The organism is Sphingopyxis panaciterrae, assembly GCF_011762125.1.
In the GTDB taxonomy this organism is placed as follows: domain Bacteria; phylum Pseudomonadota; class Alphaproteobacteria; order Sphingomonadales; family Sphingomonadaceae; genus Sphingopyxis; species Sphingopyxis panaciterrae.
Genome location: NZ_JAASQN010000001.1, coordinates 1453188 through 1477760 on the forward strand (window position 1 = coordinate 1453188; position 24573 = coordinate 1477760).

Sequence of the window (24573 nt, forward strand, 5' to 3'; positions counted from 1 at the left end):
CTGGGGCCTGACCCCGATTAGAGTGTCCGAAACCGGGGCGGGAAACCCGTATTTTCCGTTACAGCACGGTCTGTAATCGTGATAGCTTCGCCTCCCGATAACAAGGGTTTGGGGAGAGCGGACATGGCGAGCATCAAATTCTTCCACACATCGTTGATCGCGCTGGCAATGCTGGCGACCGCGGCGCCGATATCGGTGATGGCGCAGGATGCCGTGCAGCAGGACGATGAAGACGCCAACCTCGACAGCATCATCGTCAGCGGCGCCCGTATCCGTCAGGGCGGCGCGCAGGATATCCAGCATTTTCGTTCGATGGCGCTGACCGCGATCAGCTTGCCGCGGCCCGAATCGCTGAGTGTCGAGGGATTGCTCGGCGAGCATGATCTGACCTTGCCCGCCCGTGGTGCCTGTGCCGAGCTTTTCTGCCTCAATGTGCAGGCGATGCCGGCGAGCCTGCCGACGCGGCCGGACGACCTGCTATTCCTTGGCATGGCGTTCGACAGCAATATCGATGCCGAAAGCTGGAAGCGCGAACCGCTCAGCATCATGGCCGTCGTCGATCGCTCGGGCTCGATGGACGGATCTCCGATTGCCAATGTGAAGGCGGCGCTGCACCAGATGGTCGACGAACTGGGGCCGAAGGACCGGCTTGGTATCGTCATCTATGGCACCAATTCGAACGTCCATCTTTCGCCGACGGCGGCGCAGGGCAACAAGCAGGTGTTGCACGCGGCGATCGATACGATCGCGATCGACGGCTCGACATCGATGGAGGCGGGGCTGACGCTTGGCTATGCCACCGCCATTGCCGAGGCCGGGCAATTCGGCGGCAAGGTGCGGATGATGCTCTTCACCGACGAGCAGCCCAACACCGGCCGTACCGATGCGGGCAGCTTCATGGCGATGGCCGAGGACGCGTCGAGGCGCGGGATCGGGCTCACCACCATCGGCGTTGGCGTGCAATATGACGGCGCCCTCGCCACGAAGATATCGAGCGTCCGCGGCGGCAACCTGTTCTTCGTCGCGGGCCCTGAAAAGGGCGGCGAGCTGATGCGGAAGGAATTCCGCAATATGGTGAGCGAGGTGGCGCACGACCTCATCATGACGCTGACGCCGCATGCCGGATATCGGATCAGCGGCGTCTTCGGCGTTCCCGACGGGCTGATGACCGAGGGCAAGGACGGCGCGATCGCGGTCACCGTGCCGACGGCCTTTCTGTCGTCGAACGGCGGCGGCATCTACGCTTCGCTCGGCAAGGCCGAAGGCCGGGCGCATTTGCCTACGGCGACGCTGGCGGACGGCTCGCCGCTGATGGATGTGTCGCTGACCTATGTCAGCGCGCTCGATGGCAGCAAGCATGGCGATGCGCTGAGCATCGGCGCGCCGACGGCGGAGCCCGCGGCCAATCTGCGGCTCGCGCAGACGCTGGTCGATCAATATCTTGTGCTCGATGCGGCGACGCGGGCGTTTCACCGCGACGGCAATGCGAAACAGGCCTTCGCGCTGCTCGACGGGCTGCAGACGCGGCTTGCCGGGGTTGATTATGCCGATCTGAAGGATGAGCGCGAGCTGGTCGACACGATGCGCAGCAAGGCGGCGATCTATGCAGGTTATGGCGGCGAGGTACCGAAGGACATGCAGCCGATGCGCGTGCTCGGCAAATGGCGCGTCGTTGCGCTGAACGGGGTCGAAGACCTGTCGCGCAACGACGTCGTCGAATTCACCGACAATGACGAGTTTATCACCTATTTCCAGCGCCCGCTGCGCGGCGATGACGAAATGTACCAGGGTTTCCAGATCAATGAGCGGGAAATCTATATCCCCGAAGGGGATCTGCGCATGCGCTACTGGATCGATGGTGACCGGTTGCGGATGAAGTCGTCTGACGGCAATGTGCGGATCGTGCTGGAGCGCGAAACGAAGAGTTGAGGCATGGGGGCGCTTGGGGCGGCGCGGTCGGGCGCCGCCATCAATCGACCCAGTCGAGCCCCATGTCGCGATAGACGCTGCGGTCCTCGTCCCAGTTGGCCTTCACCTTGACGTGCAGGAACAGATGGACCTTGCGTCCCAGTATCTCCGCCAGCTCGGCGCGTGAGCGGCTGCCGATTTCCTTGATGCGCTCGCCCTTGTGGCCGAGGATGATTGCACGTTGGTTATCGCGCGCGACCAGGATCTGTTGGTGGATTTCGGCGCTGCCGTCCTTGCGGGTCGAAAATTTCTCGGTCTCGACGGTCGACTGATACGGCAATTCCTCGTGAAGCTGGCGATAGAGCTGTTCGCGGGTGATTTCGGCGGCGAGCATCCGCTCGGGCGCGTCGCTGACCTCGTCCTCGGGGAAATGCCATGGTCCCTCGGGCATCAGCGCGGCGAGGTTCGCCTTGAGTTCGGGGACTCCGTCGCCGCTGCTTGCCGAAATGAAGAAGGTTTCGTCGAACGCGACACGCGAATTGAGGTCGGTCGCGATGGTCAGCAACTTGTCCTTCTTGGTCAGGTCGACCTTGTTGAGGATCAGATATTTCCGCTCGGGCCGGTTCGCAATGCCTTCGAGCACGCGCTCGACCCGGCCCGTCAGCTTCGCCGCGGCATCGACCATGACGAGGATCGCTTCGGCCTGGTCCAGGCTGTTCCACGCCGCCGCGACCATCGCGCGGTCGAGCCGGCGGGTCGGCGCGAAGATACCCGGCGTGTCGATCAGCACGATCTGCGCCTCGTCCTCCATTGCCACGCCCATCAGGCGCGTCCGCGTCGTCTGCGCCTTTGGGCTGACGATCGCGACCTTCTGGCCGACGAGCGCATTGACGAGGGTCGATTTGCCCGCATTGGGCGCGCCGACGACCGCGACGAAACCGCAACGCTGGATCATAACTTCATTCCTTCGAGTTCGGCGAGAAGCGCCGTTGCGGCCGCCTTTTCGGCCGCTTGCTTGCTCGCGCCTTCGGCTTCGGCGCGCGCCAGCTTGCCGATGCTGACCGCGACGCGAAAGCGCGGCGCATGGTCCGGGCCCTCGCGCGCGACGATTTCATATTCGGGCGGGCGACGCTTGCGCGCCAGCGCCCATTCTTGCAGCGCCGCCTTGGGATGCTTGGGCGCCGCCTGCTGGCCCTCGATCATCGCGCCCCAATGCGTCAGGATGAACGCCCGCGCGGCGCCGGCGCCCTGATCGAGGTAGAGCGCGCCGATCAGCGCCTCGATTGCGTCGGCGGCAATGTTGTCGCTGTGGCGCCCGCCGTCATTGCGGGCTTGCGGACCGAAACGGACGAGCGCCGAAAGGTCGAGCCGGCGCGCAATAGCGGCGCAGGTTTCGCCCGACGCCAGCGCGTGAAGCCGCGACGACAGCTCGCCTTCGGCTGCGGCGGGAAAACGCGTATAGAGTTCCGACGCGATCACGAGCCCGAGGACCCGGTCACCCAGAAATTCGAGCCGCTGATAATCGGCGCGCCCGGTGCTGCCGTGGGTCAGGGCCTGGTCATAGAGTGCCAGGTCGCCCGGGGCGCAGCCGATAATCCCGGCGAGCGCCCCGGTGTCGAGTGGGTCGCTCAAAAACCGTCCCCGATGCGGCTCCAGCGCGCCGCGGTGAACCAACTGATCGGGTTGAACCAGCTCGCCGACCCGTCGGTCGAGAACATGCCGACCAGCGCATGGCCGACGAGATTCTTTTCGGGGACCAGGCCGATGCCCTGGTTTTCGATCGCTGGGAAACGGCTGTCGGCGCTGCGGTCGCGGTTGTCGCCCATCAGGAACAAATGGCCTTCGGGGACGACGACGAGCGGCGTATTGTCCTCGGGGATCGTCGTGATATCGAGGATCGCATAGCTTTTGCCGCCGGGCAGCGTTTCCCTGAACTGCTTGTAGCGGCACTGGCGCTGGCCGTTCACGACCTCTTCGAATTCGGGCGAATAGCAGGGCAGGGTGCCCGTTGCGCGCGACGCCTCGATCATGTTCGCCGTCACCGGAATGACGAAATCGGGCATCGTCTCGCGCTTCACCGGCGCGCCGTTGAGCCAGACGATGCCGTCGCGGACCTGGACGCTGTCTCCCGGCAGCCCGATCACGCGCTTGATATAATCATTGTCGGCGACCGGCGGCGCCTTGAACACGACGACGTCGCCGCGTTCGGGAGTACGCGCGAAAATACGGCCGGGGATCAGCGGGACGCTGAACGGCAGGCTGTATTTCGAATAGCCATAGGCCATTTTGTTGACGAGCAGATAGTCGCCGATCAGCAACCGCGGCTGCATCGATTCCGACGGAATGTTGAAGGGCGACAGGAAAAAGCTGCGGAAAATCAACACCGCGATCGCCAACAGGGCGAGAAAGCGGACGGTGTCGACCGCCTCTTCCTTCGCCGATACCGGCGCTGGCGTCGGCGAGGTCGGGGAAGGCTGGCTGGCGGGCGCGTTATCGGCGGTAAAGCTGGCTTCGGTCATCTCGCGGCATTGGCGATGAATAGGTTGCCACGTCAAGCGAATATCGGCGGATGACGCTGGCGCATGCGCGGCCATGAGCTTAGGTAAAGCGCACATCTCACTCCCGTTCGCATCGAGCGAAGCCGGGATGCCCGCCGGTGTTGCACAAGACTGGATGGGTGTCTCGACTTCGCTCGACACCAACGGAATTACAAGGAAGCTCTGATGACCGCAGCGTCCAACGCCTGGCAGGCCCTCGCCGACTGGCAGCCACGGCAATTGACCGATCTCGTGGCGATCGATCCCGAAGCGCGATTGCAGGCGCTGGTGCGCAGCGTCGCCGATATAAGGTTCGATTTCGCCAAGACCCATCTCGACGATGGCGCGGTCGCAATCCTTTCCGGCCTTGCCGAAGCGCGGGATTTCGCGGGTCGCCGCAAGACGCTCTTTTCGGGCGGCATCGCCAATCCCACCGAAAACCGCGCCGCCGAACATAGCGCCGAGCGTGGCGACGGGGCGCCCGAGTCGGTGCATGCCGCGCAAGCGCTGCACCAGCGGATGCGGATGCTGATCGACGCGATCGAGGCGGGGGCGTTCGGCGAGATCCGCCACCTGCTCCACATCGGCATCGGCGGTTCGGCGCTCGGCCCCGACCTGCTCGTCGACGCGCTGGGCCGCGACAGTTCGCGTTACGATGTTGCGGTGGTTTCGAACGTCGACGGCGCGGCGCTGTCCGAAGCGTTCGCCAAGTTCAGCCCCGAACATACCCTCGTCGCGGTGGCTTCGAAGACCTTCACCACCACCGAAACCCTGCTCAACGCCGCGTCGGCGCTGCAATGGCTGGAAGAGGGCGGCGTCGACGATCCGATCGGCCGCGTGATCGCGCTGACCGCGATGCCCGAACGCGCCATCGAATGGGGCGTCGACGAAACGCGCATCCTGCCGTTCAATGAAACCGTTGGTGGCCGCTATTCGCTCTGGTCGTCGATCGGTTTTCCCGCGGCGCTCGCGCTCGGTTGGGACGCTTTTGCCGACCTACTCGAGGGCGCGGCCGAAATGGATCGCCATTTCCGGCTCACCAATGGCGCCGACAATATCTGCCTGCTCGCCGCCTTTGCCGATCAGGTCTACGCCAATCGCCTGGGTTGCCAGACGCGCGCCGTCTTTGCCTATGACGAACGGCTGCGCCTGCTGCCGGACTATCTCCAACAGCTCGAAATGGAATCCAACGGCAAGTCGGTGACGCTGGGCGGCGAGCCCGTTGGGCGCCACAGTGCACCGATTACGTGGGGCGGCGTCGGTACCGACGCGCAGCATGCCGTGTTCCAGTTGCTTCATCAGGGCACGCATCTGATCCCGGTCGAATTCGTCGTCGCGCGCGAGCCCGACCATCTGCTCGACGACGCGCATCATGAAACGCTGGTCGCCAATTGCATCGCGCAGGGGGCAGCGCTGATGACGGGGCGGGCGAGCGACGATGGCGCGCGAAACTATCCGGGAAACCGACCCTCGACGACGATCCTGCTCGATCAGGTGACGCCGCGCAGCCTGGGCGCGCTCATCGCCTTTTACGAGCATCGCGTCTTCGCCAACGCTGTCCTGCTCGGGATCAATCCCTTCGACCAGTTCGGCGTCGAACTCGGCAAGGAAATGGCCAAGGGGCTTGCCGAAGGAACGGTCGAATTCGATCCCGCGACGCGGGCGCTGATGCACGCGGCGCTCGGCGACTGAGCGGGCGAGCACTGTCACTGAGCGCAAAATTCGATTGGCAAGGCGTCGAACCATAACCACATAGGCCGCACCAGCATTCTTTCATCACAAGAGCGGGGGCCGTTTAATGAGCGCGTTTGACTATGATCTGTTTGTCATCGGGGCGGGATCGGGCGGCGTTCGCGCGTCGCGCGTCGCGGCATCCTATGGCGCGCGCGTCGCGGTGGCGGAGGAGCATCGGGTCGGCGGTACATGCGTGATTCGAGGATGCGTTCCCAAAAAGCTGCTCGTCTATGGTGCCCACTTTGCCGAAGATCTGAAGGACGCGCGCCATTTCGGCTGGGACGTTCCCGATTGCCATTTCGACTGGGATCGGCTTCGTGACAATGTGCTGGCCGAAGTCACGCGGCTCGAAGGCCTCTATGGCCAGACGCTCGACAATCACAAGGTCATGGTTTTCAGGAGCCGTGCCACCGTCGTCGGGCCGCAGAAGGTCCGGCTGGCCGACGGGCAGGAAATCAGCGCCGAGCGCATCTTGATCGCGACCGGCGGCTGGCCCTTCGTTCCCGAATTTCCGGGCAGCGAGCATGCGATCACCTCGAACGAGGTCTTTCATCTTGAAAAATTGCCGAAGCGGATCGTGATCGCGGGTGGCGGTTATATCGCCAACGAGTTCGCGGGTATCTTCAACGAATTCGGCAGCAAGGTGACGATCGTCAACCGCGGCGACACGATCCTGCGCGGCTATGACGAACAGATCCGCGACCGGCTGCTGCAGATTTCGATGACCAAGGGCATCGATTTCAAGTTCAACGCGCCGTTCCAGTCGATCGAGAAGAACGACGACGGGACGCTGGCCGTCCATCTTGAAAATTGCGACGCGATCATCGCCGATGCGGTGATGATCGCGACCGGGCGGACGCCCAACACGAAGGGGCTCGGGCTCGAGGATGCGGGGGTCGCGCTCGACGCGCACGGCGCAGTCAAGGTCGATGAGACCAACCAGTCGTCGGTGCCGAGCATCTATGCCGTCGGCGACGTGACCAACCGCATCCAGCTGACCCCCGTCGCGATCCGCGAGGGCCAGGCATTCGCCGACAGCGTTTTCGGCGGCAAGCCGACGGTGGTCGACTACCACAATGTCCCGAGCGCCGTATTCAGCCATCCGCCGATCGGCGCGGTCGGGATGACCGAGGCCGAGGCGCGCAACAAGCTGGGCAGCATCCGCACCTACACCAGCGATTTTCGCGCGATGAAGAATGTCCTCGCCGGCCGCAACGAGCGGGCGCTGTACAAGATGATCGTCAACGCGGCGACCGATCAGGTGGTCGGGCTCCACATGATCGGCCCTGACGCCCCCGAAATCCTGCAGGCTGCTGCCGTCGCGGTGAAGGCGGGGCTGACCAAGGCCGATTTCGACGCCACCGTTGCGCTGCACCCGAGCATGGCCGAGGAACTGGTGCTGCTGAAATAGCGTTTCGGGCCCGCGCCGAAACGCGCTATCTTTCGGTCAGCAGGGCAGGGGGATTGTCGCATGGCGGGCACGGCATTGGTCACCGGGGGCAGCGGCTATATCGCGGGCTTCCTGATCCGGCAGTTGATCGCGAATGGCTGGACCGTTCATACGACGGTCCGCAACCTGAAGCGCGAGGCAGATGTCCGCGGCTGGCTTGATGTCGATAACGACAAGCTCAAATTCTTCGCCGCCGATCTGGAGCATGACGCCGGCTGGGCCGAGAGCATCGCCGGATGCTCGCATGTCGCGCATGTCGCGTCGCCTTTTCCGCTCGGCGTGCCGAAGGATGCAGACGAACTTGTCGTTCCGGCCCGCGAGGGGGCGTTGCGGGCGCTTCGTTTTGCACGGGCGGCTGGGATCAAGCGCTTCGTCCTGACCTCCTCGATGGCGGCCGTGGCCTATGGCCATGACAACGGCGGCGACATCTACAGCGAGGCCGACTGGACCAACCTCGATAACCCCGATGTCATGCCGTATCCGCGGTCGAAAACGGTTGCCGAGCGCGCGGCGCGTGACTGGGTGGCCGCCGAAGGGAGCGACATCGAATTCGCCTCGGTCAATCCCGCGGCGGTGTTCGGGCCGCTGCTTTCGGACGACCTGTCGACCTCGATCGAGCTGGTGAAGCAATTGCTCGAGGGCAAGGTGCCGATGTGTCCCGACATCGGTTTCGGCATTATCGACGTGCGCGACGTCGCCGACCTTCACTATCGCGCTCTGACCGCCGAAGGGGTCAAGGACGAACGCTATATCTGCTCGGGCCCATTCCTGAAGATGATCGATGTCGCGAACATCCTGACCGCGAACCTTGGCGATAGGGCGAAGAAGGTGCCGACGCGCAAGATGCCCGACTGGCTGTTCAAGCTGTTCGCGCTCGTCCGGCCCGAATTGAAGCAGCTGGTTGCCGAGCTTGGCAATGTTCGGGGCGGCGATAGCCGCCATGCGATGCAATCGCTCGGCTGGACGATGCGCTCGCCCGAGGATGCGATCCTCGCGACGGCGCATAGTCTGATCGAGCGGGGGATTGTGAGGGTGTAAAATCCCCCTCCCGCAAGCGGGAAGGGAGAGTTGTCACGCATTCGCGCCTTCCTCGATTTTCTCGACGAGGAATTGACGATCGAGCCTTAGCCGATCCGGTACGGCACGACATCGCGCCGGTCGGGATCGACCAGGATCGGCCGGTCGCTCGGCGGAAAGGCGCGCTGGTCGCAATCGTCGCGCGGACAGATGCGGCACGACAGGCCGATGCGCGTTGCGGCCTGCGGCGCGGCGACATCGACGCCATCGGCATAGACGAAATCGCCGGCATATTGCGCCTCGCACCCCAGCGCGACGGCGTAACGGCGCGGGCTGCGCGCATAGCTGCCCGACGGCTTCACCAGCCCCTTCGCCATCGACACATAGCGCAGCCCGTCGGGCGTTTCGGCGAGCTGGAACAATATGCGGTCGGGGATCGCCGCCGCCTCGTGGACGATCCACAGCGGACAGGCGCCGCCGAAGCGTGCGAACTGCAGCCGCGTCGCGCTGTGCCGCTTGGTGATATTGCCCGCCATGTCGACGCGGCAGAAGAACATCGGAATGCCGCGCGCGCCGGGACGCTGAAGCGTCGACAGGCGGTGGCACGCCTGTTCGAAGCTGACGCCATATTCGAGCCGCAGCCGGTCGATGTCGTGCCGTACCGCCCGCGCGCTGGCCCGAAACGCGCCATAGGGCATCAGCACCGCGCCCGCGGCATAGTTGGCGAGGCCGACGTGAAGCAACTGGCGCGCCGCGGGCGTGCGCAGCGGCGAGGCTTCGACGACCGCGGCAATTTCATCGGTGAGCGCGAGCGCCGCAAGCTGGTGCGCCAGTTGGAAGCGCCGGCTTTCGGCGGGCAGCGACGGGTCGATCACCAGATGCCGCATCGTCGCGTCGAAATCGCGCAGCGCCTGGCTCTGGCGATAGACGATCGAAATGCCGAGCGCATTACGCATCCGCCGCTCGATCATTTCGACGGGCGGGGAGGGTGGCGATCCGCTGAGGCTCGCCGCCAGCGCCTCGGCGGCGCGGTCGATGCTGTCGACATAATTGCCCGCATCATGGAACCAGTCGCGCACTTCTTCCCATGGCAGGCGGCTGCCTTCGGCGGTGCCGCCCGTCAGCGCCTCGTCGATCATCTGTAATCGCTGTCCGGCGCGGCGATAGGCGGCATGCAGCGCGACGAACTGGTCGGCGAGCTGCGGCTGCTGCAAAGCGGCGCGTTCGAGCTGCTCGGGGGCGAGCGGCTGCGTCGCGAACAGCGGGTCGGCCGCGGCCTCGCGCAACGCACCATGGCGCCGGTCGCCGGCGTCGGCCGCGACTTCGTCCCATTCGAGCGGGAACAGCTTTTGCAACCGGTCGAGCAGCGCCGGGGTCAGCGGCCGGTCATCATGTTCGATTTGGCTGAGGTAGGAAATCGAGATGCCGAGCGTCGCGGCGAACTCGGCCTGTTTCAGCCCGCGCTCGATGCGGACCCGCCGCAGCCGCGTTCCTGCAAAAATACGCTGGCGCGTCATGAAAGGACACTCTCTCAATCGTCCCCGACGCAGGTGCCGGAACGTGCCCCTCCGTGTGGACCCAGAAAAGACCACGCCCCGACACCCTGAAGACTGTGCGGAACGCGTAAATCCATAGTTTGCAAAATCACATTTTGCAATTTTGCAAATTCGCATTTGCTTGCACGCGGGAGAGGGGGCAGATGGCGCCTTCCCGATCCGATGGAGAAGCCGAGTGTCCGCCAACATCGCCGAAATGGAACGCCGCCGTGCCGCCGCCGCCCTGGGGGGCGGCAAGAAGCGCATCGATGCGCAGCACGCCAAGGGCAAGCTTACCGCGCGCGAGCGCCTCGACGTCTTGCTCGACGAGGGCTCGTTCGAAGAGCTCGACACCTATGTCGAGCATAATTGCACCGACTTCGGCATGCAGGACCAGATCATTCCCGGCGACGGCGTCGTCACCGGCTCGGGCACGATCAACGGCCGCCTCGTCTATGTCTTCAGCCAGGATTTCACCGTCTTCGGCGGTTCGCTGTCCGAGCGGCACGCCGAAAAGATCATGAAGGTCATGGACAATGCGATGAAGGTCGGGGCGCCCGTCATCGGCCTCAATGACTCGGGCGGCGCGCGCATTCAGGAGGGCGTTGCTTCGCTCGGCGGCTATGCCGAAGTGTTCCAGCGCAACGTGCTGGCATCGGGTGTTGTGCCGCAGATTTCGCTGATCATGGGCCCGTGCGCGGGCGGCGCGGTTTACAGCCCCGCGATGACCGACTTCATCTTCATGGTGAAGGACTCCTCCTATATGTTCGTCACCGGACCCGATGTGGTGAAGACGGTGACCAACGAGGTCGTCACGCAGGAGCAACTCGGCGGCGCGATCACCCACACGACCAAAAGCTCGGTCGCCGACAATGCGTTCGAGAACGACATCGAGGCGCTGCTCGCGGCTCGCGATTTCTTCGACTATCTGCCCGAGAATAACCGCAGCGGCGTCCCGGTCCGCCCGACCAGCGACCCCTATGATCGCGCCGAGGCGAGCCTCGACACGCTGATCCCGCCCAATGCGAACCAGCCGTACGACATGCACGAACTGATCCGGAAGACCGTCGACGAGGGCGATTTCTTCGAGGTGCAGCCGGCGCATGCCGCAAACATCATCTGCGGCTTCGGCCGCATCGAAGGCCGCACGATCGGCATCGTCGCGAACCAGCCGCTGGTGCTTGCGGGTGTGCTCGACATCAACTCGTCGAAGAAGGCCGCGCGCTTCGTGCGTTTCTGCGATGCGTTCGAAATCCCGATCATCACCTTCGTCGACGTGCCCGGCTTCCTGCCCGGCACCGCACAGGAATATAATGGCATCATCAAGCATGGCGCGAAATTGCTCTTCGCCTATGCCGAGGCGACGGTGCCGAAGATCACGGTCATCACGCGCAAGGCCTATGGCGGCGCCTATGACGTGATGGCGTCGAAGCATCTGCGCGGCGACCTCAACTATGCGTGGCCGACCGCCGAGATCGCGGTGATGGGCGCGAAGGGCGCGGTCGAGATCATCTTCCGCAGCGACATCGGCGATCCCGAAAAGATCGCGCAGCGCACGAAGGAATATGAGGACCGCTTCGCGAACCCGTTCGTCGCGGCATCGCGCGGCTATATCGACGAGGTCATCCACCCGCATAACACGCGCAAGCGGATCGCGCTGGGGCTGCGCAAGCTGCGCAACAAGCAACTCGAAAACCCGTGGAAGAAGCACGACAATATCCCGCTGTGACACCGAGCACTAAAATTCCCTCGTGGATGAGGTAGTTAGGGATCGCGGCCCGAAAGACGGCCGCGATGTCTGACTGATCAAATGAGGTTCCAAAATGCGTAAATCCGTTCTTGCAGCCGCCGTCGCCCTGTCCGCGCTCGTATCGCCCGCGGCGTCGGCGTTCGATCCCGACACGCCGGTCGGAGAGAAAGAAGAAGCCTTTCCGGTGACGCTTGGCAGCGACGAGGATACGACGATCGCGCTCGGCTTCCGCGCCGCCTTCGGACTGGCACGTGGCGCGGAGCCCCAGGTGGCGCGGACGATCGACGGGCAGGACTATGTTTTCCGGCCGGTCGCCATCCACCTGCTGCCCAACAATGTCGGCGTGCTGCTGAGCATCGGATCGCTCGAAGACGCCGGGCACAGCGAAAGCGGATTGAACGCGATTCATTATCTGAAATCGAGCCCGGCGGGCTGGGTAAAGCAGGGCGAGTGGATCGGCCTCGGCGCGACTGGTACCGTCGGCAATGGCGCGACGAGCTGGGCTTTTTCGACCCTTCTCGGCCGCAACCCTTATCTGATTACCGCCGGCGGCGGGGTGTGGCAGGGCTGCGCGATCGGTTCGGCGGCGGTGACCGAACTGACGCCGGACGGTCCAGTCGATCGCGGCGGCTTCACTGAGGGTATGAGCTCGGGTGCGGGGCTGGGCCAGACCGAGCAGGACTATGAAGGGAAGATCGCGGCCGCGGTTCCCGACAAGAGCTTTACCGTCGCCTACACGGGAACGCGCGCGTTCGAGCAGCAATATGTACTGAAGGGCGGCAAATATGAACTGGTCGGCAAGGACCAGGTTCCGGGCTGCTGAGGAGAAAAAGATGAAACTGGGCCGCCTCAACCATATCGGCGTCGCGACGCCGTCGATCGCCGACAGCATCGTCTTTTACCGCGATGTGATGGGTGCGACGCAGATTCACGAACCGTTCGACCTGCCCGAACAGGGCGTCAAAGTGTGCTTCGTCGATACGCCCGGTGCCGACGGGGCGCCGAACGGCACACAAATCGAGCTGGTCGAGCCACTCCCGGGTAATGCATCGATCGCGGCTTTCCTGCAAAAGAACCCCGCAGGAGGTCAGCATCATATGTGCTATGAGGTTCCGGATATTCACGCCGCCAAGGCCGAGTTTGAGGCGCTGGGCAAGCGCATCCTCGGCGAGCCGCGGATCGGGGCGCATGGGACGTTGATCTTCTTCCTCCACCCCAAGGATATGGGCGGGGTGCTCACCGAGATTATGGAAACGCCGAAGGGCGATCATTGAGTTTCATTTCATCGTCACCCCGGATTTGATCCGGGTCCCGCTTCTTCGACGTCGCAAGCGGGATGACGGATCAAGTCCGGCATGACGAAAAAACGAGTAGAGATACGCATATGACCGACAAACCGACCATCGACCAATGGGCCGCCGCCGCCGACAAGGAAGTGAAGGGCAAGGACCTGACCTGGGCGACGCCCGAGGGGATCGACGTCAAGCCGCTCTACACCGCCGCGGACGTCCAGACCGAGCCGGGCCTTCCCGGCTTCGCGCCCTTCACGCGCGGCGTTCGTGCCTCGATGTATGCGGGGCGGCCGTGGACGATCCGGCAATATGCGGGCTTCTCGACCGCCGAGGAATCGAACGCCTTCTATCGCCGCAATCTCGCCGCGGGCCAGAAGGGCCTCAGCGTCGCCTTCGACCTTGCGACCCACCGCGGCTATGACAGCGACCATCCGCGCGTCGTCGGCGATGTCGGCAAGGCGGGCGTCGCGATCGACAGCGTCGAGGATATGAAGATCCTCTTCGACGGCATCCCGCTCGACCAGATGTCGGTGTCGATGACGATGAACGGCGCGGTGATCCCGATCCTCGCCTTCTTCATCGTCGCGGGCGAGGAGCAGGGGGTCGAGCGTAAATTGCTCGACGGGACGATCCAGAACGACATCCTCAAGGAGTTCATGGTTCGCAACACCTACATCTACCCGCCCGAGCCGAGCATGCGGATCATCTCGGACATTTTCGGCTACACGAGCCGCGAGATGCCGAAGTTCAACAGCATCTCGATCAGCGGCTATCATATGCAGGAAGCCGGCGCGACGCAGGTGCAGGAGCTGGCCTTCACCATCGCCGACGGCGCCGAATATGTGCGCTATGGCGTCGCCTCGGGTCTCGACATCGACAAGTTCGCCGGGCGCCTGTCCTTCTTCTTCGCGATCGGCATGAACTTCTTCATGGAGATTGCGAAGCTGCGCGCCGCGCGCGTGCTGTGGCACCGCGTGATGACCAACCTCGGCGCGCAGGACGAGCGGTCGAAGATGCTGCGCACGCACTGCCAGACCAGCGGCGTCTCGCTCACCGAGCAGGACCCCTACAACAACGTCATGCGCACGACGATCGAGGCGATGGCAGCGATGCTCGGCGGCACGCAGTCGCTGCACACCAACGCGCTCGACGAAGCGATCGCGCTGCCGACCGATTTCTCGGCGCGCATCGCGCGCAACACCCAGATCGTCATCCAGGAAGAGACCGGGATGACCAAGGTCGTCGACCCGCTCGGCGGCTCCTATTATGTCGAGGCGCTGACGCAGGAACTGGTCGACAAGGCGTGGGAGATTATCGAGCGGGTCGAAAAGGAAGGCGGCATGGCGAAGGCCGTCGCCGCCGGCTGGCCCAAGGCGATGATCGAGACCGCCGCCGCGGCGCGGCAGGCGCGCGTCGATCGCGGCGACGATGTGATCGTCGGGGTGAACAAATACCGCCTGAAGGACGAGGATCTGCTCGAAACGCTCGAGGTCGACAACACCAAGGTCCGCGAGGCGCAGGTCGCGCGGATCAACAAGACCAAGGCGAGCCGCGACGAGGCCGCATGTCAGGCTGCGCTCAAGGCGCTGCGCGACGCGGCCGCGGGCGAGCAGTCGATCGAGAACAATCTCCTCGCCCATGCGGTAGAGGCGGCACGCGCCCGCGCGACGCTTGGCGAGATTTCCTCGGCGATGGAGGAAAGCTTCGACCGTTACGGCACCCAGCCGACCCCGGTGAAGGGCGTCTATGCCGCGCCTTACGAAGGCGACGGCCGCTGGCAGCAGGTGCTCGACGGCGTCGCTGCGGTCGAACGCCGCATGGGACGCAAACCCAAATTGCTCGTCGCCAAGATGGGGCAGGATGGCCATGACCGCGGCGCCAATGTCATCGCCTCGGCCTTCGGCGACATGGGTTTCGACGTCGTGTCGGGGCCGTTGTTCCAGACCCCCGACGAAACCGTCGTGCTCGCGCTCGACAGCGGCGTCGACGTCGTCGGCGCATCGAGCCTTGCCGCCGGGCACAAGACGCTCATCCCTGAACTGATCGGCAAGCTCAAGGAAGCCGGCCGCGGCGATATCAAGGTGATCGCGGGCGGCGTCATTCCGCCGCAGGACTATCAATATCTGCGCGACGCAGGCGTGCAGGGCATTTATGGTCCCGGCTCGAACGTCGTCGAATGCGCCGCCGATGTGCTGCGCCTGCTAGGCCATAATATGCCCCCGTTGGAGGATGCCGCATGAACCGGATATTTTGCCTGACCCTCGCCGTATCGATCGCGATGCTGAGCCCCGCGGCTCATGCGAAAACCGAAAGTCGGCCGAGCGAATATCGCCCCGGCGTCACCGTCGAGCATATCTACAAGCAGGATATCGAATATTTCTTCACCAACTGGTACGGCCGGGTCGAAGCATCCGACGGGCCATGGCGCGACATTTATTTCGAAACCGCCGAAAAATACGTCAACAAAGGGATCATGCGCGTCAACTGCGCCGATCCCGAGGCCGATATCGACTTCACGCTCTATGACGTCGGCGAATATGGCGACGCGGCCGAGCGGCGGCAGGTGACGGTGTCCTACGCCGACCGCAAGCCATGGGCCGACGGCAATTATCAGCCGCTGTCGGGCGAAACGCCGCCGATCGAGTTCTACGACGCGGCGCGCACGCATTTCTGCAAATAATATCCAGCGAAAGATTGTCTCATGAACCTCTCCGTTTCTTCCGAACAGGGCGACATGTCGCGCAACGACTGGACCCGCGCGGAAATCGCCGAACTGTTCGACCTGCCCTTCGATGAACTGATGTGGGAGGCGCAGGGCATCCATCGTCGCCATCACGCGCACGGCGAGGTTCAGCTATGCACCTTGCTCAGCATCAAGACCGGCGGCTGCGCCGAGGATTGCGGTTATTGCTCGCAGTCCGCGCACGCCGAGACGGGCTTGAAGGCGACGAAGCTGATGGACGTGCGCGCGGTGCTGCAGGCAGCGGCCGAGGCGAAGGATGGCGGATCGCAGCGTTTCTGCATGGGTGCCGCGTGGCGCAACCCCAAGGACCGCGACATGCCCGCGATCGTCGAGATGATCGAGGGCGTGCGCCAGATGGGCATGGAAACCTGCATGACGCTCGGCATGCTGACGAAGGAGCAGGCGCAGACGCTCGCCGTCGCCGGGCTCGATTATTACAACCACAATGTCGACACGTCGCCTGAGAATTACGAGAATATCATCTCGACCCGTACCTTCCAGGACCGGCTCGACACGCTCGAGGAAGTGCGCAGCGCCGGGATCAACGTGTGCTCGGGCGGCATCGTCGGGCTCGGTGAGACGCGCAGCGACCGCGTCGGCTTCATCCACGCACTCGCGACCTTGCCGCGGCATCCCGAAAGCGTGCCGGTCAACGCGCTGGTGCCGGTGAAGGGCACCGTGCTCGGCGACATGCTGGCCGACACCCCGCTGGCGCAGATTGACGAGATCGAATTCGTCCGTACCGTCGCCGTCGCGCGCATCACGATGCCGCTCAGCATGGTCCGCCTGTCGGCGGGCCGTGAAAGCATGTCCGAAGCCACGCAGGCCCTCTGCTTCATGGCGGGCGCGAACAGCATCTTCACCGGCGACAAGCTGTTGACGACGGGCAACCGCGGCGACAGCGCCGACGCCGCACTGTTCGCCAAGCTCGGCCTGAGGCCGATGGTGAGTGAAGAGCCGATGCGCCAGAGTGCCGAAATGCAGGCGGCCGAGTGACCCGCAAGCCGCTCGTAGCGGTGCTGACTTCCGTGCTGTTGCTGCCCGCTTCTTGCGCATGCGGGATCACTGCGAACCGGATGCAGCAGGCACGGCAGGGAATGGACGTGGAAATGGGCGGACCGCTCTGGCTCGAAAATCTTCTCTGGCTCGGCGCGCTGGCGTTGATGCTGTTTTGGGCCCGCCGGATCAACCGCCTTTATGACATCAGCGCTGGAGAACCGGCGCCGAAGGAGACTGTTGAATGATCTTCGCCTCGCTACTGCTGCTGTCCGCAATGGCAGCCGACCCCGAGATCGATTGCGATAACGCGATGTCGCAGCCTGACCTCAACGGCTGTGCCTATCAGGAATATGAACGGGCCGACGCGGCACTCAACGCGCAGTGGAAGATCACCGCGGCGAAGCTCAAGGAACAGGACAAGGGGTTCGACCGGACCTATGACAAAAGGCCCGGATTTTTCGACACCGAGCTGGCGGCGCAGCGCGCCTGGCTGACCTATCGCGACCAGCATTGCGCGAGCGAGGGCTATTCGATGCGCGGGGGGTCGGCGGAATCGATGGTGATCAGCGGCTGCCGCGCACAACTGACCGAGGCGCGGACCAAGCAGCTCAAGGATCTGATCGCGGATTATTGAAGCGGAACTTGGTCCCCCTCCCGTCTGCGGGAGGGGTTAGGGGAGGGCGTGTTCCTCCAATTATGTCGATTTCCCTTGCGGACAGGCCTCTCCCGGCCCCTCCCGCAAGCGGGAGGGGAGAATAGAGTGTTCAAGAAGATCCTGATCGCCAATCGCGGCGAAATCGCCTGCCGCGTCATCAAGACCGCGCGCCGCATGGGCATCGCCACCGTCGCCGTCTATTCGGACGCCGATGCGCGCGCGCCTTTCGTCCAGATGGCCGATGAAGCGGTGCATATCGGCCCCTCGCCCGCGTCTGAATCCTATCTGATCGCCAACAAGATCATCGCCGCGTGCAAGGCGACGGGCGCCGAGGCTGTCCATCCGGGTTATGGCTTCCTGTCCGAACGCACCAGCTTTGCCGAGGCGCTGGCGAAGGAAAATATCGCTTTCATTGGCCCGCCGGTGAACGCGATCGCCGCGATGGGCGACAAGATCGAGTCGAAGAAGCTGGCGAAGGAAGCCGGCGTCAACGTCGTCCCCGGCTTTGTCGGCGAGATTCGCGACACCGAGCATGCGGTCGAGATTTCGAACGAGATCGGCTATCCGGTGATGATGAAAGCATCGGCGGGCGGCGGCGGCAAGGGCATGCGCCTTGCCCATGACGAAAAGGATGTCCGCGAAGGCTTCGAGGCGACCAAGCGCGAGGGGCTCAACAGCTTCGGTGACGACCGCGTCTTCATCGAGAAATTCATCCTCAATCCGCGCCACATCGAAATCCAGATCCTCGGCGATCAGCATGGCAATGTGCTGTACCTCAACGAGCGCGAGTGCAGCATCCAGCGCCGCCACCAGAAGGTGGTCGAGGAAGCGCCATCGCCTTTCGTCACGCCCGAAATGCGCAAGGCGATGGGCGAGCAGTGCGTCGCGCTGTCGAAGGCCGTGGGTTACTATAGCGCGGGCACGGTAGAGTTGATCGTCAGCGGTGCCGATCCGACGGGCGAAAGCTTCTATTTCCTCGAAATGAACACGCGCCTGCAGGTCGAACATCCGGTGACCGAAGCGATCACCGGCATCGACCTCGTCGAACAGATGATCCGCGTCGCGGCGGGCGAAAAGCTCGAACTGACGCAGGATGATATCAGGATCGACGGCTGGGCGATCGAGAACCGCGTCTATGCCGAGGATCCGTACCGCGGCTTCCTGCCCTCGACCGGGCGGCTCGTCCGTTATCGCACCCCCGTTCCGGCGTGGGAAGGCGACGAGCGCGGCGTCGATGGCGTACGGGTCGATGCGGGGGTCGAAGAGGGCGGCGAAGTGTCGATCTTCTATGACCCGATGATCGCCAAGCTCGTCACCTGGGGGAAGACACGCGACGAAGCCGCCGACTTGCAGATCGCGGCGCTCGACCGTTTCGAGCTCGAAGGGCTCGGCCACAATATCGATTTCGTCTCCGCGATCATGCAGCACCCGCGCTTCCGTTCGGGCGACCTCACGACGGGTTTCATCGCCGAGGAATATCCCGAAGGGTTCCACGGCGCCGAAACCGATGATCATATCGTCCGGGCCCTCGCGGCGATCGGGGGCTTCATGGCGAGCGCCGAGGCGGATCGCGCGCGCCGCACCGACGGCCAGCTCGGCGACCGGCTCGACCCGCCAGCCAAGTGGGAGGTCACGGTCGGCGGCAAGAACCACAAGGTCAAGCTCGGCCACAAGCATATCAAGGTCGATGGCGAGAAGGTCGATATCGCGCTCGAATATACGCCAGGCGACAAGCTGGTCGTGGCCGAGATCGACAATGAAGAGCTTGCGGTGAAGGTCGCAAAGACGCGCGGCGGGTGGAAGATGACGACACGCGGCGCGATCCACGACGTGCGTGTGCTGCCTTGGCACGTCGCGCCGCTCGCGACCCACATGATCGAGAAGATTCCGCCCGATCTGTCGAAATTCCTCATCTGCCCGATGCCCGGGCTGCTCGTCGCGCTGCACGTCGACGAGGGCGATGCGGTCGAGGCGGGGCAGCCGCTCGCAACGGTCGAGGCGATGAAGATGGAAAACATCCTTCGCGCCGAAAAATCGGGGACGGTAAAGACGGTCAACGCCGCGCAGGGCGACAGCCTGGCGGTCGACGCGGTTATTTTGGAGATGGAATAGTCGTCGGTTCAGCTCCTTTCCATATTTTCGTCATTCCCGCGAAGGCGGGAATCCCGCTACAAGGATGAGGAAGCGGGATTCCCGCCTTCGCGGGAATGACGGAGATAAGGATGCATCTGAATCACGCTGCCGATACGCCAGCGGCCTCTGAAATCACCTTCGACGATTTCCTCCGCGTCGACATTCGCATCGGCACGATTATCGAAGCCGAGCCCTTCCCCGAAGCGCGCAAGCCCGCGTTCAAGCTGAAGATCGATTTTGGCCCCGCGATCGGCGTCAGGAAAAGCAGCGCCCAGATCGTCGACCGCTATACGCTCGACGAATTGCCGGGGCGGCAGGTTGCGGCCGTCGTCAACTTCCCGCCGCGCCAGATCGGCAAGTTCATGTCCGAAGTGCTGACGCTCGGCTTTTCGGATGATGAAGGCGAAGTGATCCTGTTCGCGCCCGACCGGTCCGTTCCCGACGGCTCACGCCTTTTCTGATCAGGCGGCCGCCGGCTCGCCCATCAGCCGCTTCGCGAGGAACAGCTTGAACAGCACGAAGGCGACCAGCCCGACGACGGCCGTCGCGACGTGGAACAGCCAGAAACTCGTGGTCGGCATCGACGAATACCAGCCGCCGACGGTGCCGACGACGTAATTGGCGGCGAAAAAGGCGAGGTAATAGATGCCGATGATCGTCGCGTTGAGCGCGCGCGGCGCCAGCTTGGTGAACAGCGCCAGGCTGACCGGCAGGATATGGGCAAAGCCGATGCTGTTGGTGACATGGAACATCAGCGGCCAGAACAGCCCGATCTTGCCGCCGCCCTGCGTTGCGGCCGCCATGAACAGGCAAAGCCCGCCCGCGATGGTGAAAAAGCTGCCGATGATCATCTTGCCGAGTTCGTCGGGCTCGCGGTAGCGCTTGCCGTACCAGACGTAAAAACCCGCAACCGCGACCAGCATGCTGAAGCTCGCGGTCGCATCGATCGTGATCATCCAGCTCGTCGGCCATGTCTGGCCAAAGAAGGTCAGCTGGAAATGCTGGTCCGCCCAGACCAGATAGGCGTTGAAAATCTGCTGGTTGGTCAGCAGCGCGAGCGCCAGCACCGGGACGAGCAGGAGGACGGCGGCGACGCGCTGCCAGTCCTGCCGCGTCATCGGTATCGCCGCAGGGGCATCTTCGGCTTTCGTTTTTGAAGGCAAATTGTCGGCGGGAAGCCAGGGCTTCGCCATGATATAGAGGATGAGCCCGGCGACCATCACCACCCCCGCGGTGCCGAAGCCCCAGTGCCAGCTCACCTTTTCGCCGAGCGTCCCGGCGACGAGCGGCGCGACGATCACGCTGACATTGATCGCGATATAGAAAATCTGGAACGCCATCGCGCGGCGCAGGTCGTTCGGGCCGTAAAGCTCGCCGACCTGGCTCGCGATATTGCCCTTGAACAGCCCGACGCCGACGATCAGCGCGACCAGCGCGAACAGGAAGCTGCCCTCGAACGCCATCAGGAAGTGGCCGAGCGCCATGAACAGGCCGCCGAGGATCAAGGTCGTGCGGCGCCCGAGCCAGCGGTCGGCGATGAAGCCGCCGATGATCGGGGTCAGATAGACGAGCGAGGTGTAATCGCCGAAGAGGCGCGAGGCGAGCGGCTGGCCATCGAGCCCATAGAAATTCTTGACCCAGTCGAGCCCGATCACCCCGGCGGCATGTTCGGGGAGCAGCAGATATTTGACCATGTAGAGCACGAGCAGGGTCTGCATCGAATAATAGGAAAAGCGCTCGCATCCCTCGACGAAGGCAAGATAGCCGAGGCCCTTGGGATGACCGAGGAAGGCGCGGTCATTGCGGTCCGCCTCGAAATCGGGGGTCGCTTCGGCGATGGTCATTCGATATTGCTCCGATAGATATTCTCGGGCTGACGCTTAAAGTTTCAGTTGAAACTTGCCAGTGGCGTTCGACGAACGACGGGGGCTGGCGGCTTTTGGCCGTAAGCTGCCATCTCCATCATCGTCACCCCGGACTTGATCCGGGGTCCCGCTTGAAGCCGAAAACTGCAGCTGCTTCAAAAAAGCGGGATCCCGGGTCAAGCCCGGGATGATGGAAAAGGGCAGGAAGCGGCCGGTAGCTGACGCTAACAAAATACCGTCGCCCCCGCGAAGGCGGGGGCCGCTGTCGGCCTGGTGCAAGCTGGCTAGCGGCCCCCGCCTTCGCGGGGGCGACGGTTTCTGGTCGGCGTGGGAATGTCCGCTCCCCACCAAAGCGGCCTTCAATCGAGCAGCGCGACGGCGCGGATCCACCCCGCGCTGGCGCGTTCGATCTTCACCGGGAAGCAGCTGAGCGTCCAGCCGGTCGGGGGCAGGGCGGCGAGGCCCGTCAGCTTTTCGATCTGGTAATAGGGTCTGATCCGTCCCGCCTTATGGCCTTCCCAGATGATCGACGGGTCGCGCGTTTCGGCCCAGCGCCGCGCCGTATGGCTGAACGGTGCGTCCCAGCTCCACGCGTCGGTGCCGACGACCTTCACACCGCGCTCCGTGAGGTACAGCGTCGCCTCGGCGCCCATGCCGCACCCCTGGTCGGTGAAATTATCGGTGCCATAGATCGCGCCCGACTGGACCAGCACAATGTCGAGCGGCTGGAGCGCATGTCCGATCCGCACCAGTTCGGCCTCGACCTCGGCGCCGCTCACGACATGGCCCGCCGGGCGGTCGGAGAAATCAAGCTTCACGCCGGGACGAAAGAACAGGTCGAGCGGTGCTTCGTCGATGCTCGGAGCGGCGGTCGCGCCGCTGTCGGTCGTCGAATGAAAATGCCATGGCGCATCCATATGCGTGCCGTTGTGCGTGCTGAGCGTCAGGCTTTCGACTGCCCAGCCCTCGCCGTCGGGAAGATCCTCTTTCGTAAGCCCCGGAAAGAACATGGCGATCTGCTCCCACGTGGTCTCGTGGGTCATATAGCTGATCTGCGGGCGCATCACCGGCGGGTCGGACACGACATCGTTGGTGATCGGAATCGACAGGTCGATGAACTGCATTTTTGCAGCCTGCCACTGAAATGACGCTACGCCAAGAAGGCTTGCGCGCCGCGGCGGTACAACTAGAGGTAGCGAAACCGTTCGTGTCGAGCGAAGTCGAGACACCCATGTGTCGTGCATGCCCTCCCGGCATCTCGACTTCGCTCGATGCGAACGGAAAGGGGATAGGCTCAGAGAGCTTAGGGAGAGACCATGACGAACCTCGCCGCCGACGCCGATCATGGCGCGGACTATCAGCCGACCGCGAAAGATATCCGGATGGTCATCGCCGCCTCGTCGGCGGGGACGATCTTCGAATGGTATGATTTCTTCATCTACGGGACGCTGGCGGCGATCATCGGCAAGGCTTTCTTCCCCAGTGACAATGCGACGCTCGAGGTGCTGCTGGTGTGGGCCGGTTTCGCGGTCGGCTTCGGTTTCCGGCCGCTCGGCGCCGTGCTGTTCGGCTTTCTCGGCGACCGGCTGGGCCGCAAATATACTTTCCTTGTCACCGTCACACTGATGGGCATCGCAACTGCGGGCGTCGGCATGATCCCGTCGGCGGCGACGATCGGTATCGCCGCGCCGGTCATCATCATTCTCCTGCGTGTTCTTCAGGGGCTGGCGCTCGGCGGCGAATATGGCGGCGCCGCCGTTTATGTCGCCGAACATTCGCCGCCCGAAAAGCGCGGTTTCTATACCAGCTTCATCCAGGCAAGCGTCGTCGGCGGCTTCGTGCTCAGCCTGATCGTGGTGCTCGGGTGCAAGGCGCTGATGTCCGACGCCCTGTGGGAAAGCTGGGGCTGGCGCGTGCCGTTCCTGCTGTCGATCCTCCTCCTCGCTATCTCGCTCTGGATGCGCCTCAAACTGTCCGAAAGCCCGGTGTTCCAGGCGATGAAGGAGGAAGGGGAACTGGCGAAAAACCCGTTGAAGGAAAGCTTCACCTATCCTGGCAATCCGCGGCGCATCTTCATCGCATTGTTCGGTATCGCCGCCGGGCTGACCGTTATCTGGTACACCGCGATGTTCTCCGGCCTGTCCTTTCTGAAGGGGCCGATGCGGGTCGAGGATACTGCGGCCGAAATCATCGTCGGCGTCGCCGCCGCGCTCGGCATGGGCTTCTTCCTGTGGGCGGGGCGGCTCTCCGACCGCATCGGGCGCAAGAAACCGATCGTCTGGGGCTATGGGATCACGCTCGTCCTCCTCTTTCCGCTCTTCTGGCTGATGGGCAGCGTTGCCAATCCAGCGCTGACCGCCGCCGCCGAAAGGGCGCCGGTCGTCGTCACCGGATCGAAATGCAGCTTCGATCCCTTTGCGCAAAAACAGAATACCGTCTGCGGCAAAACGCTCGGCGAACTCACGAAGCTCGGCGTTCCCTATACGATCGTCACCAGCGGCAGCGCGTTCGACAGCGTCCAGGTGACGATCGGCAAGCGCGAAGTCGCGGGCGAGGATCCGGCGGTGCTCAAACCCGCACTCGAAGCGATGGGCTATGATTTCGAAAAGCAGATTCCCGGCCCGCTCGGCATCGCGGTGATCGTCGCGGCGCTGCTCGGCCTCAGCGCCCTGTCGGGCTTTACCTATGGCCCCGTCGCGGCATTGCTCTCCGAAATGTTCCCGCCGCATGTTCGCTATTCGTCGCTGTCGATCCCCTATCATCTCGGCACCGGCTATTTTGGCGGCTTCCTGCCGCTGATCGCGAGCTTCATCGTCGCCAAGACCGGCGACGCCTTTGCCGGGCTCTGGTATACTTGGGGCGTCGTGCTGGTGGCGTTTCTCGTCACCGCCTTCATGCTCAGGGACCCGGTCGAAGGGCAGTGGGACAGGGCCGCGCCCGCAAACTGATCCGCTT

General features: G+C 63.7%; 21 protein-coding genes. 15 read left to right on the plus strand and 6 right to left on the minus strand.

What is annotated here, in order from left to right; genetic code table 11:
- Positions 1-123 precede the first annotated feature (123 nt).
- The gene (locus FHR22_RS06695; protein ID WP_166940172.1) at positions 124-1929 is read left to right on the plus strand and encodes a vWA domain-containing protein; all 1806 of its coding nucleotides are present in this window, start codon (positions 124-126) and stop codon (positions 1927-1929) included.
- Between the two features lie 40 nt (positions 1930-1969).
- Here FHR22_RS06695 and era read toward each other — a convergent pair whose 3' ends face one another.
- From era to lepB, 3 genes are read right to left on the minus strand one after another with little or no spacing between them, the layout of a single operon-like run.
- Positions 1970-2863, minus strand: coding sequence for a GTPase Era (gene era, locus FHR22_RS06700; protein ID WP_166940174.1), 894 nt, complete (start codon positions 2861-2863; stop codon positions 1970-1972).
- Positions 2860-3540 carry a ribonuclease III gene (gene rnc, locus FHR22_RS06705; RefSeq protein WP_208417500.1) on the minus strand — a complete coding sequence of 227 codons (681 nt, stop codon included), beginning with the start codon at positions 3538-3540 and terminating at the stop codon, positions 2860-2862. Before rnc ends, era begins: the two co-directional genes overlap by 4 nt.
- A complete protein-coding gene (gene lepB / locus FHR22_RS06710; protein ID WP_166940176.1) occupies positions 3537-4427 on the minus strand; it encodes a signal peptidase I in 891 nt (296 codons plus the stop codon). Before lepB ends, rnc begins: the two co-directional genes overlap by 4 nt.
- Before the next feature lie 204 nt (positions 4428-4631).
- On the opposite strand from lepB, the gene pgi reads away from it, so the two are divergent.
- The 3 genes from pgi to FHR22_RS06725 all read left to right on the plus strand — a co-directional run bounded on the left by pgi (position 4632) and on the right by FHR22_RS06725 (position 8667).
- The gene (pgi, locus tag FHR22_RS06715; protein ID WP_166940178.1) at positions 4632-6137 is read left to right on the plus strand and encodes a glucose-6-phosphate isomerase; all 1506 of its coding nucleotides are present in this window, start codon (positions 4632-4634) and stop codon (positions 6135-6137) included.
- 106 nt (positions 6138-6243) lie between these two features.
- Positions 6244-7590 (plus strand): glutathione-disulfide reductase, encoded by a 1347-nt coding sequence (gene gor / locus FHR22_RS06720; protein WP_166940180.1) that lies wholly within the window; start codon positions 6244-6246, stop codon positions 7588-7590.
- A gap of 60 nt (positions 7591-7650) precedes the next feature.
- On the plus strand, positions 7651-8667 hold the full coding sequence (locus FHR22_RS06725) for an NAD-dependent epimerase/dehydratase family protein (RefSeq protein ID WP_166940182.1): 1017 nt from the start codon (positions 7651-7653) through the stop codon (positions 8665-8667).
- Positions 8668-8753: 86 nt separating this feature from the next.
- Here FHR22_RS06725 and FHR22_RS06730 read toward each other — a convergent pair whose 3' ends face one another.
- The gene (locus FHR22_RS06730; RefSeq protein WP_166940185.1) at positions 8754-10163 is read right to left on the minus strand and encodes a helix-turn-helix domain-containing protein; all 1410 of its coding nucleotides are present in this window, start codon (positions 10161-10163) and stop codon (positions 8754-8756) included.
- A gap of 214 nt (positions 10164-10377) precedes the next feature.
- Here FHR22_RS06730 and FHR22_RS06735 point away from each other — a divergent pair, with 214 nt between their 5' ends.
- From FHR22_RS06735 to FHR22_RS06780, 10 genes are all read left to right on the plus strand, one after another.
- Positions 10378-11910, plus strand: a complete 1533-nt coding sequence (locus FHR22_RS06735; RefSeq protein WP_166940187.1) for a carboxyl transferase domain-containing protein — start codon at positions 10378-10380, stop codon at positions 11908-11910.
- Positions 11911-12004: 94 nt separating this feature from the next.
- Entirely contained in the window at positions 12005-12754 is a 750-nt protein-coding gene (locus FHR22_RS06740) for a hypothetical protein (protein WP_166940189.1), read from the plus strand.
- Positions 12755-12764: 10 nt separating this feature from the next.
- A complete protein-coding gene (gene mce, locus FHR22_RS06745; RefSeq protein WP_166940191.1) occupies positions 12765-13205 on the plus strand; it encodes a methylmalonyl-CoA epimerase in 441 nt (146 codons plus the stop codon).
- 110 nt (positions 13206-13315) lie between these two features.
- Positions 13316-15463 carry a methylmalonyl-CoA mutase gene (gene scpA, locus FHR22_RS06750; protein ID WP_166940193.1) on the plus strand — a complete coding sequence of 716 codons (2148 nt, stop codon included), beginning with the start codon at positions 13316-13318 and terminating at the stop codon, positions 15461-15463.
- Positions 15460-15903 (plus strand): hypothetical protein, encoded by a 444-nt coding sequence (locus FHR22_RS06755; protein ID WP_166940195.1) that lies wholly within the window; start codon positions 15460-15462, stop codon positions 15901-15903. The genes scpA and FHR22_RS06755 overlap by 4 nt, the downstream gene beginning before the upstream one ends.
- 21 nt (positions 15904-15924) lie before the next feature.
- Complete coding sequence (bioB, locus tag FHR22_RS06760; RefSeq protein ID WP_166940197.1) at positions 15925-16962, plus strand: biotin synthase BioB; 1038 nt, start codon at positions 15925-15927, stop codon at positions 16960-16962.
- Positions 16959-17210 (plus strand): hypothetical protein, encoded by a 252-nt coding sequence (locus FHR22_RS06765; RefSeq protein ID WP_166940199.1) that lies wholly within the window; start codon positions 16959-16961, stop codon positions 17208-17210. The genes bioB and FHR22_RS06765 overlap by 4 nt, the downstream gene beginning before the upstream one ends.
- Positions 17207-17599, plus strand: coding sequence for a lysozyme inhibitor LprI family protein (locus FHR22_RS06770; protein WP_166940201.1), 393 nt, complete (start codon positions 17207-17209; stop codon positions 17597-17599). The genes FHR22_RS06765 and FHR22_RS06770 overlap by 4 nt, the downstream gene beginning before the upstream one ends.
- 126 nt (positions 17600-17725) lie before the next feature.
- Complete coding sequence (locus FHR22_RS06775; RefSeq protein WP_166940203.1) at positions 17726-19732, plus strand: ATP-binding protein; 2007 nt, start codon at positions 17726-17728, stop codon at positions 19730-19732.
- A gap of 110 nt (positions 19733-19842) precedes the next feature.
- On the plus strand, positions 19843-20214 hold the full coding sequence (locus FHR22_RS06780; RefSeq protein ID WP_166940205.1) for a tRNA-binding protein: 372 nt from the start codon (positions 19843-19845) through the stop codon (positions 20212-20214).
- Here FHR22_RS06780 and FHR22_RS06785 read toward each other — a convergent pair whose 3' ends face one another.
- On the minus strand, positions 20215-21597 hold the full coding sequence (locus FHR22_RS06785) for a peptide MFS transporter (RefSeq protein WP_166940207.1): 1383 nt from the start codon (positions 21595-21597) through the stop codon (positions 20215-20217).
- A gap of 380 nt (positions 21598-21977) precedes the next feature.
- The gene (locus FHR22_RS06790) at positions 21978-22742 is read right to left on the minus strand and encodes a cyclase family protein (protein WP_166940209.1); all 765 of its coding nucleotides are present in this window, start codon (positions 22740-22742) and stop codon (positions 21978-21980) included.
- A gap of 192 nt (positions 22743-22934) precedes the next feature.
- On the opposite strand from FHR22_RS06790, the gene FHR22_RS06795 reads away from it, so the two are divergent.
- Positions 22935-24566 (plus strand): MFS transporter, encoded by a 1632-nt coding sequence (locus FHR22_RS06795; RefSeq protein ID WP_166940211.1) that lies wholly within the window; start codon positions 22935-22937, stop codon positions 24564-24566.
- Positions 24567-24573 lie beyond the last annotated feature (7 nt).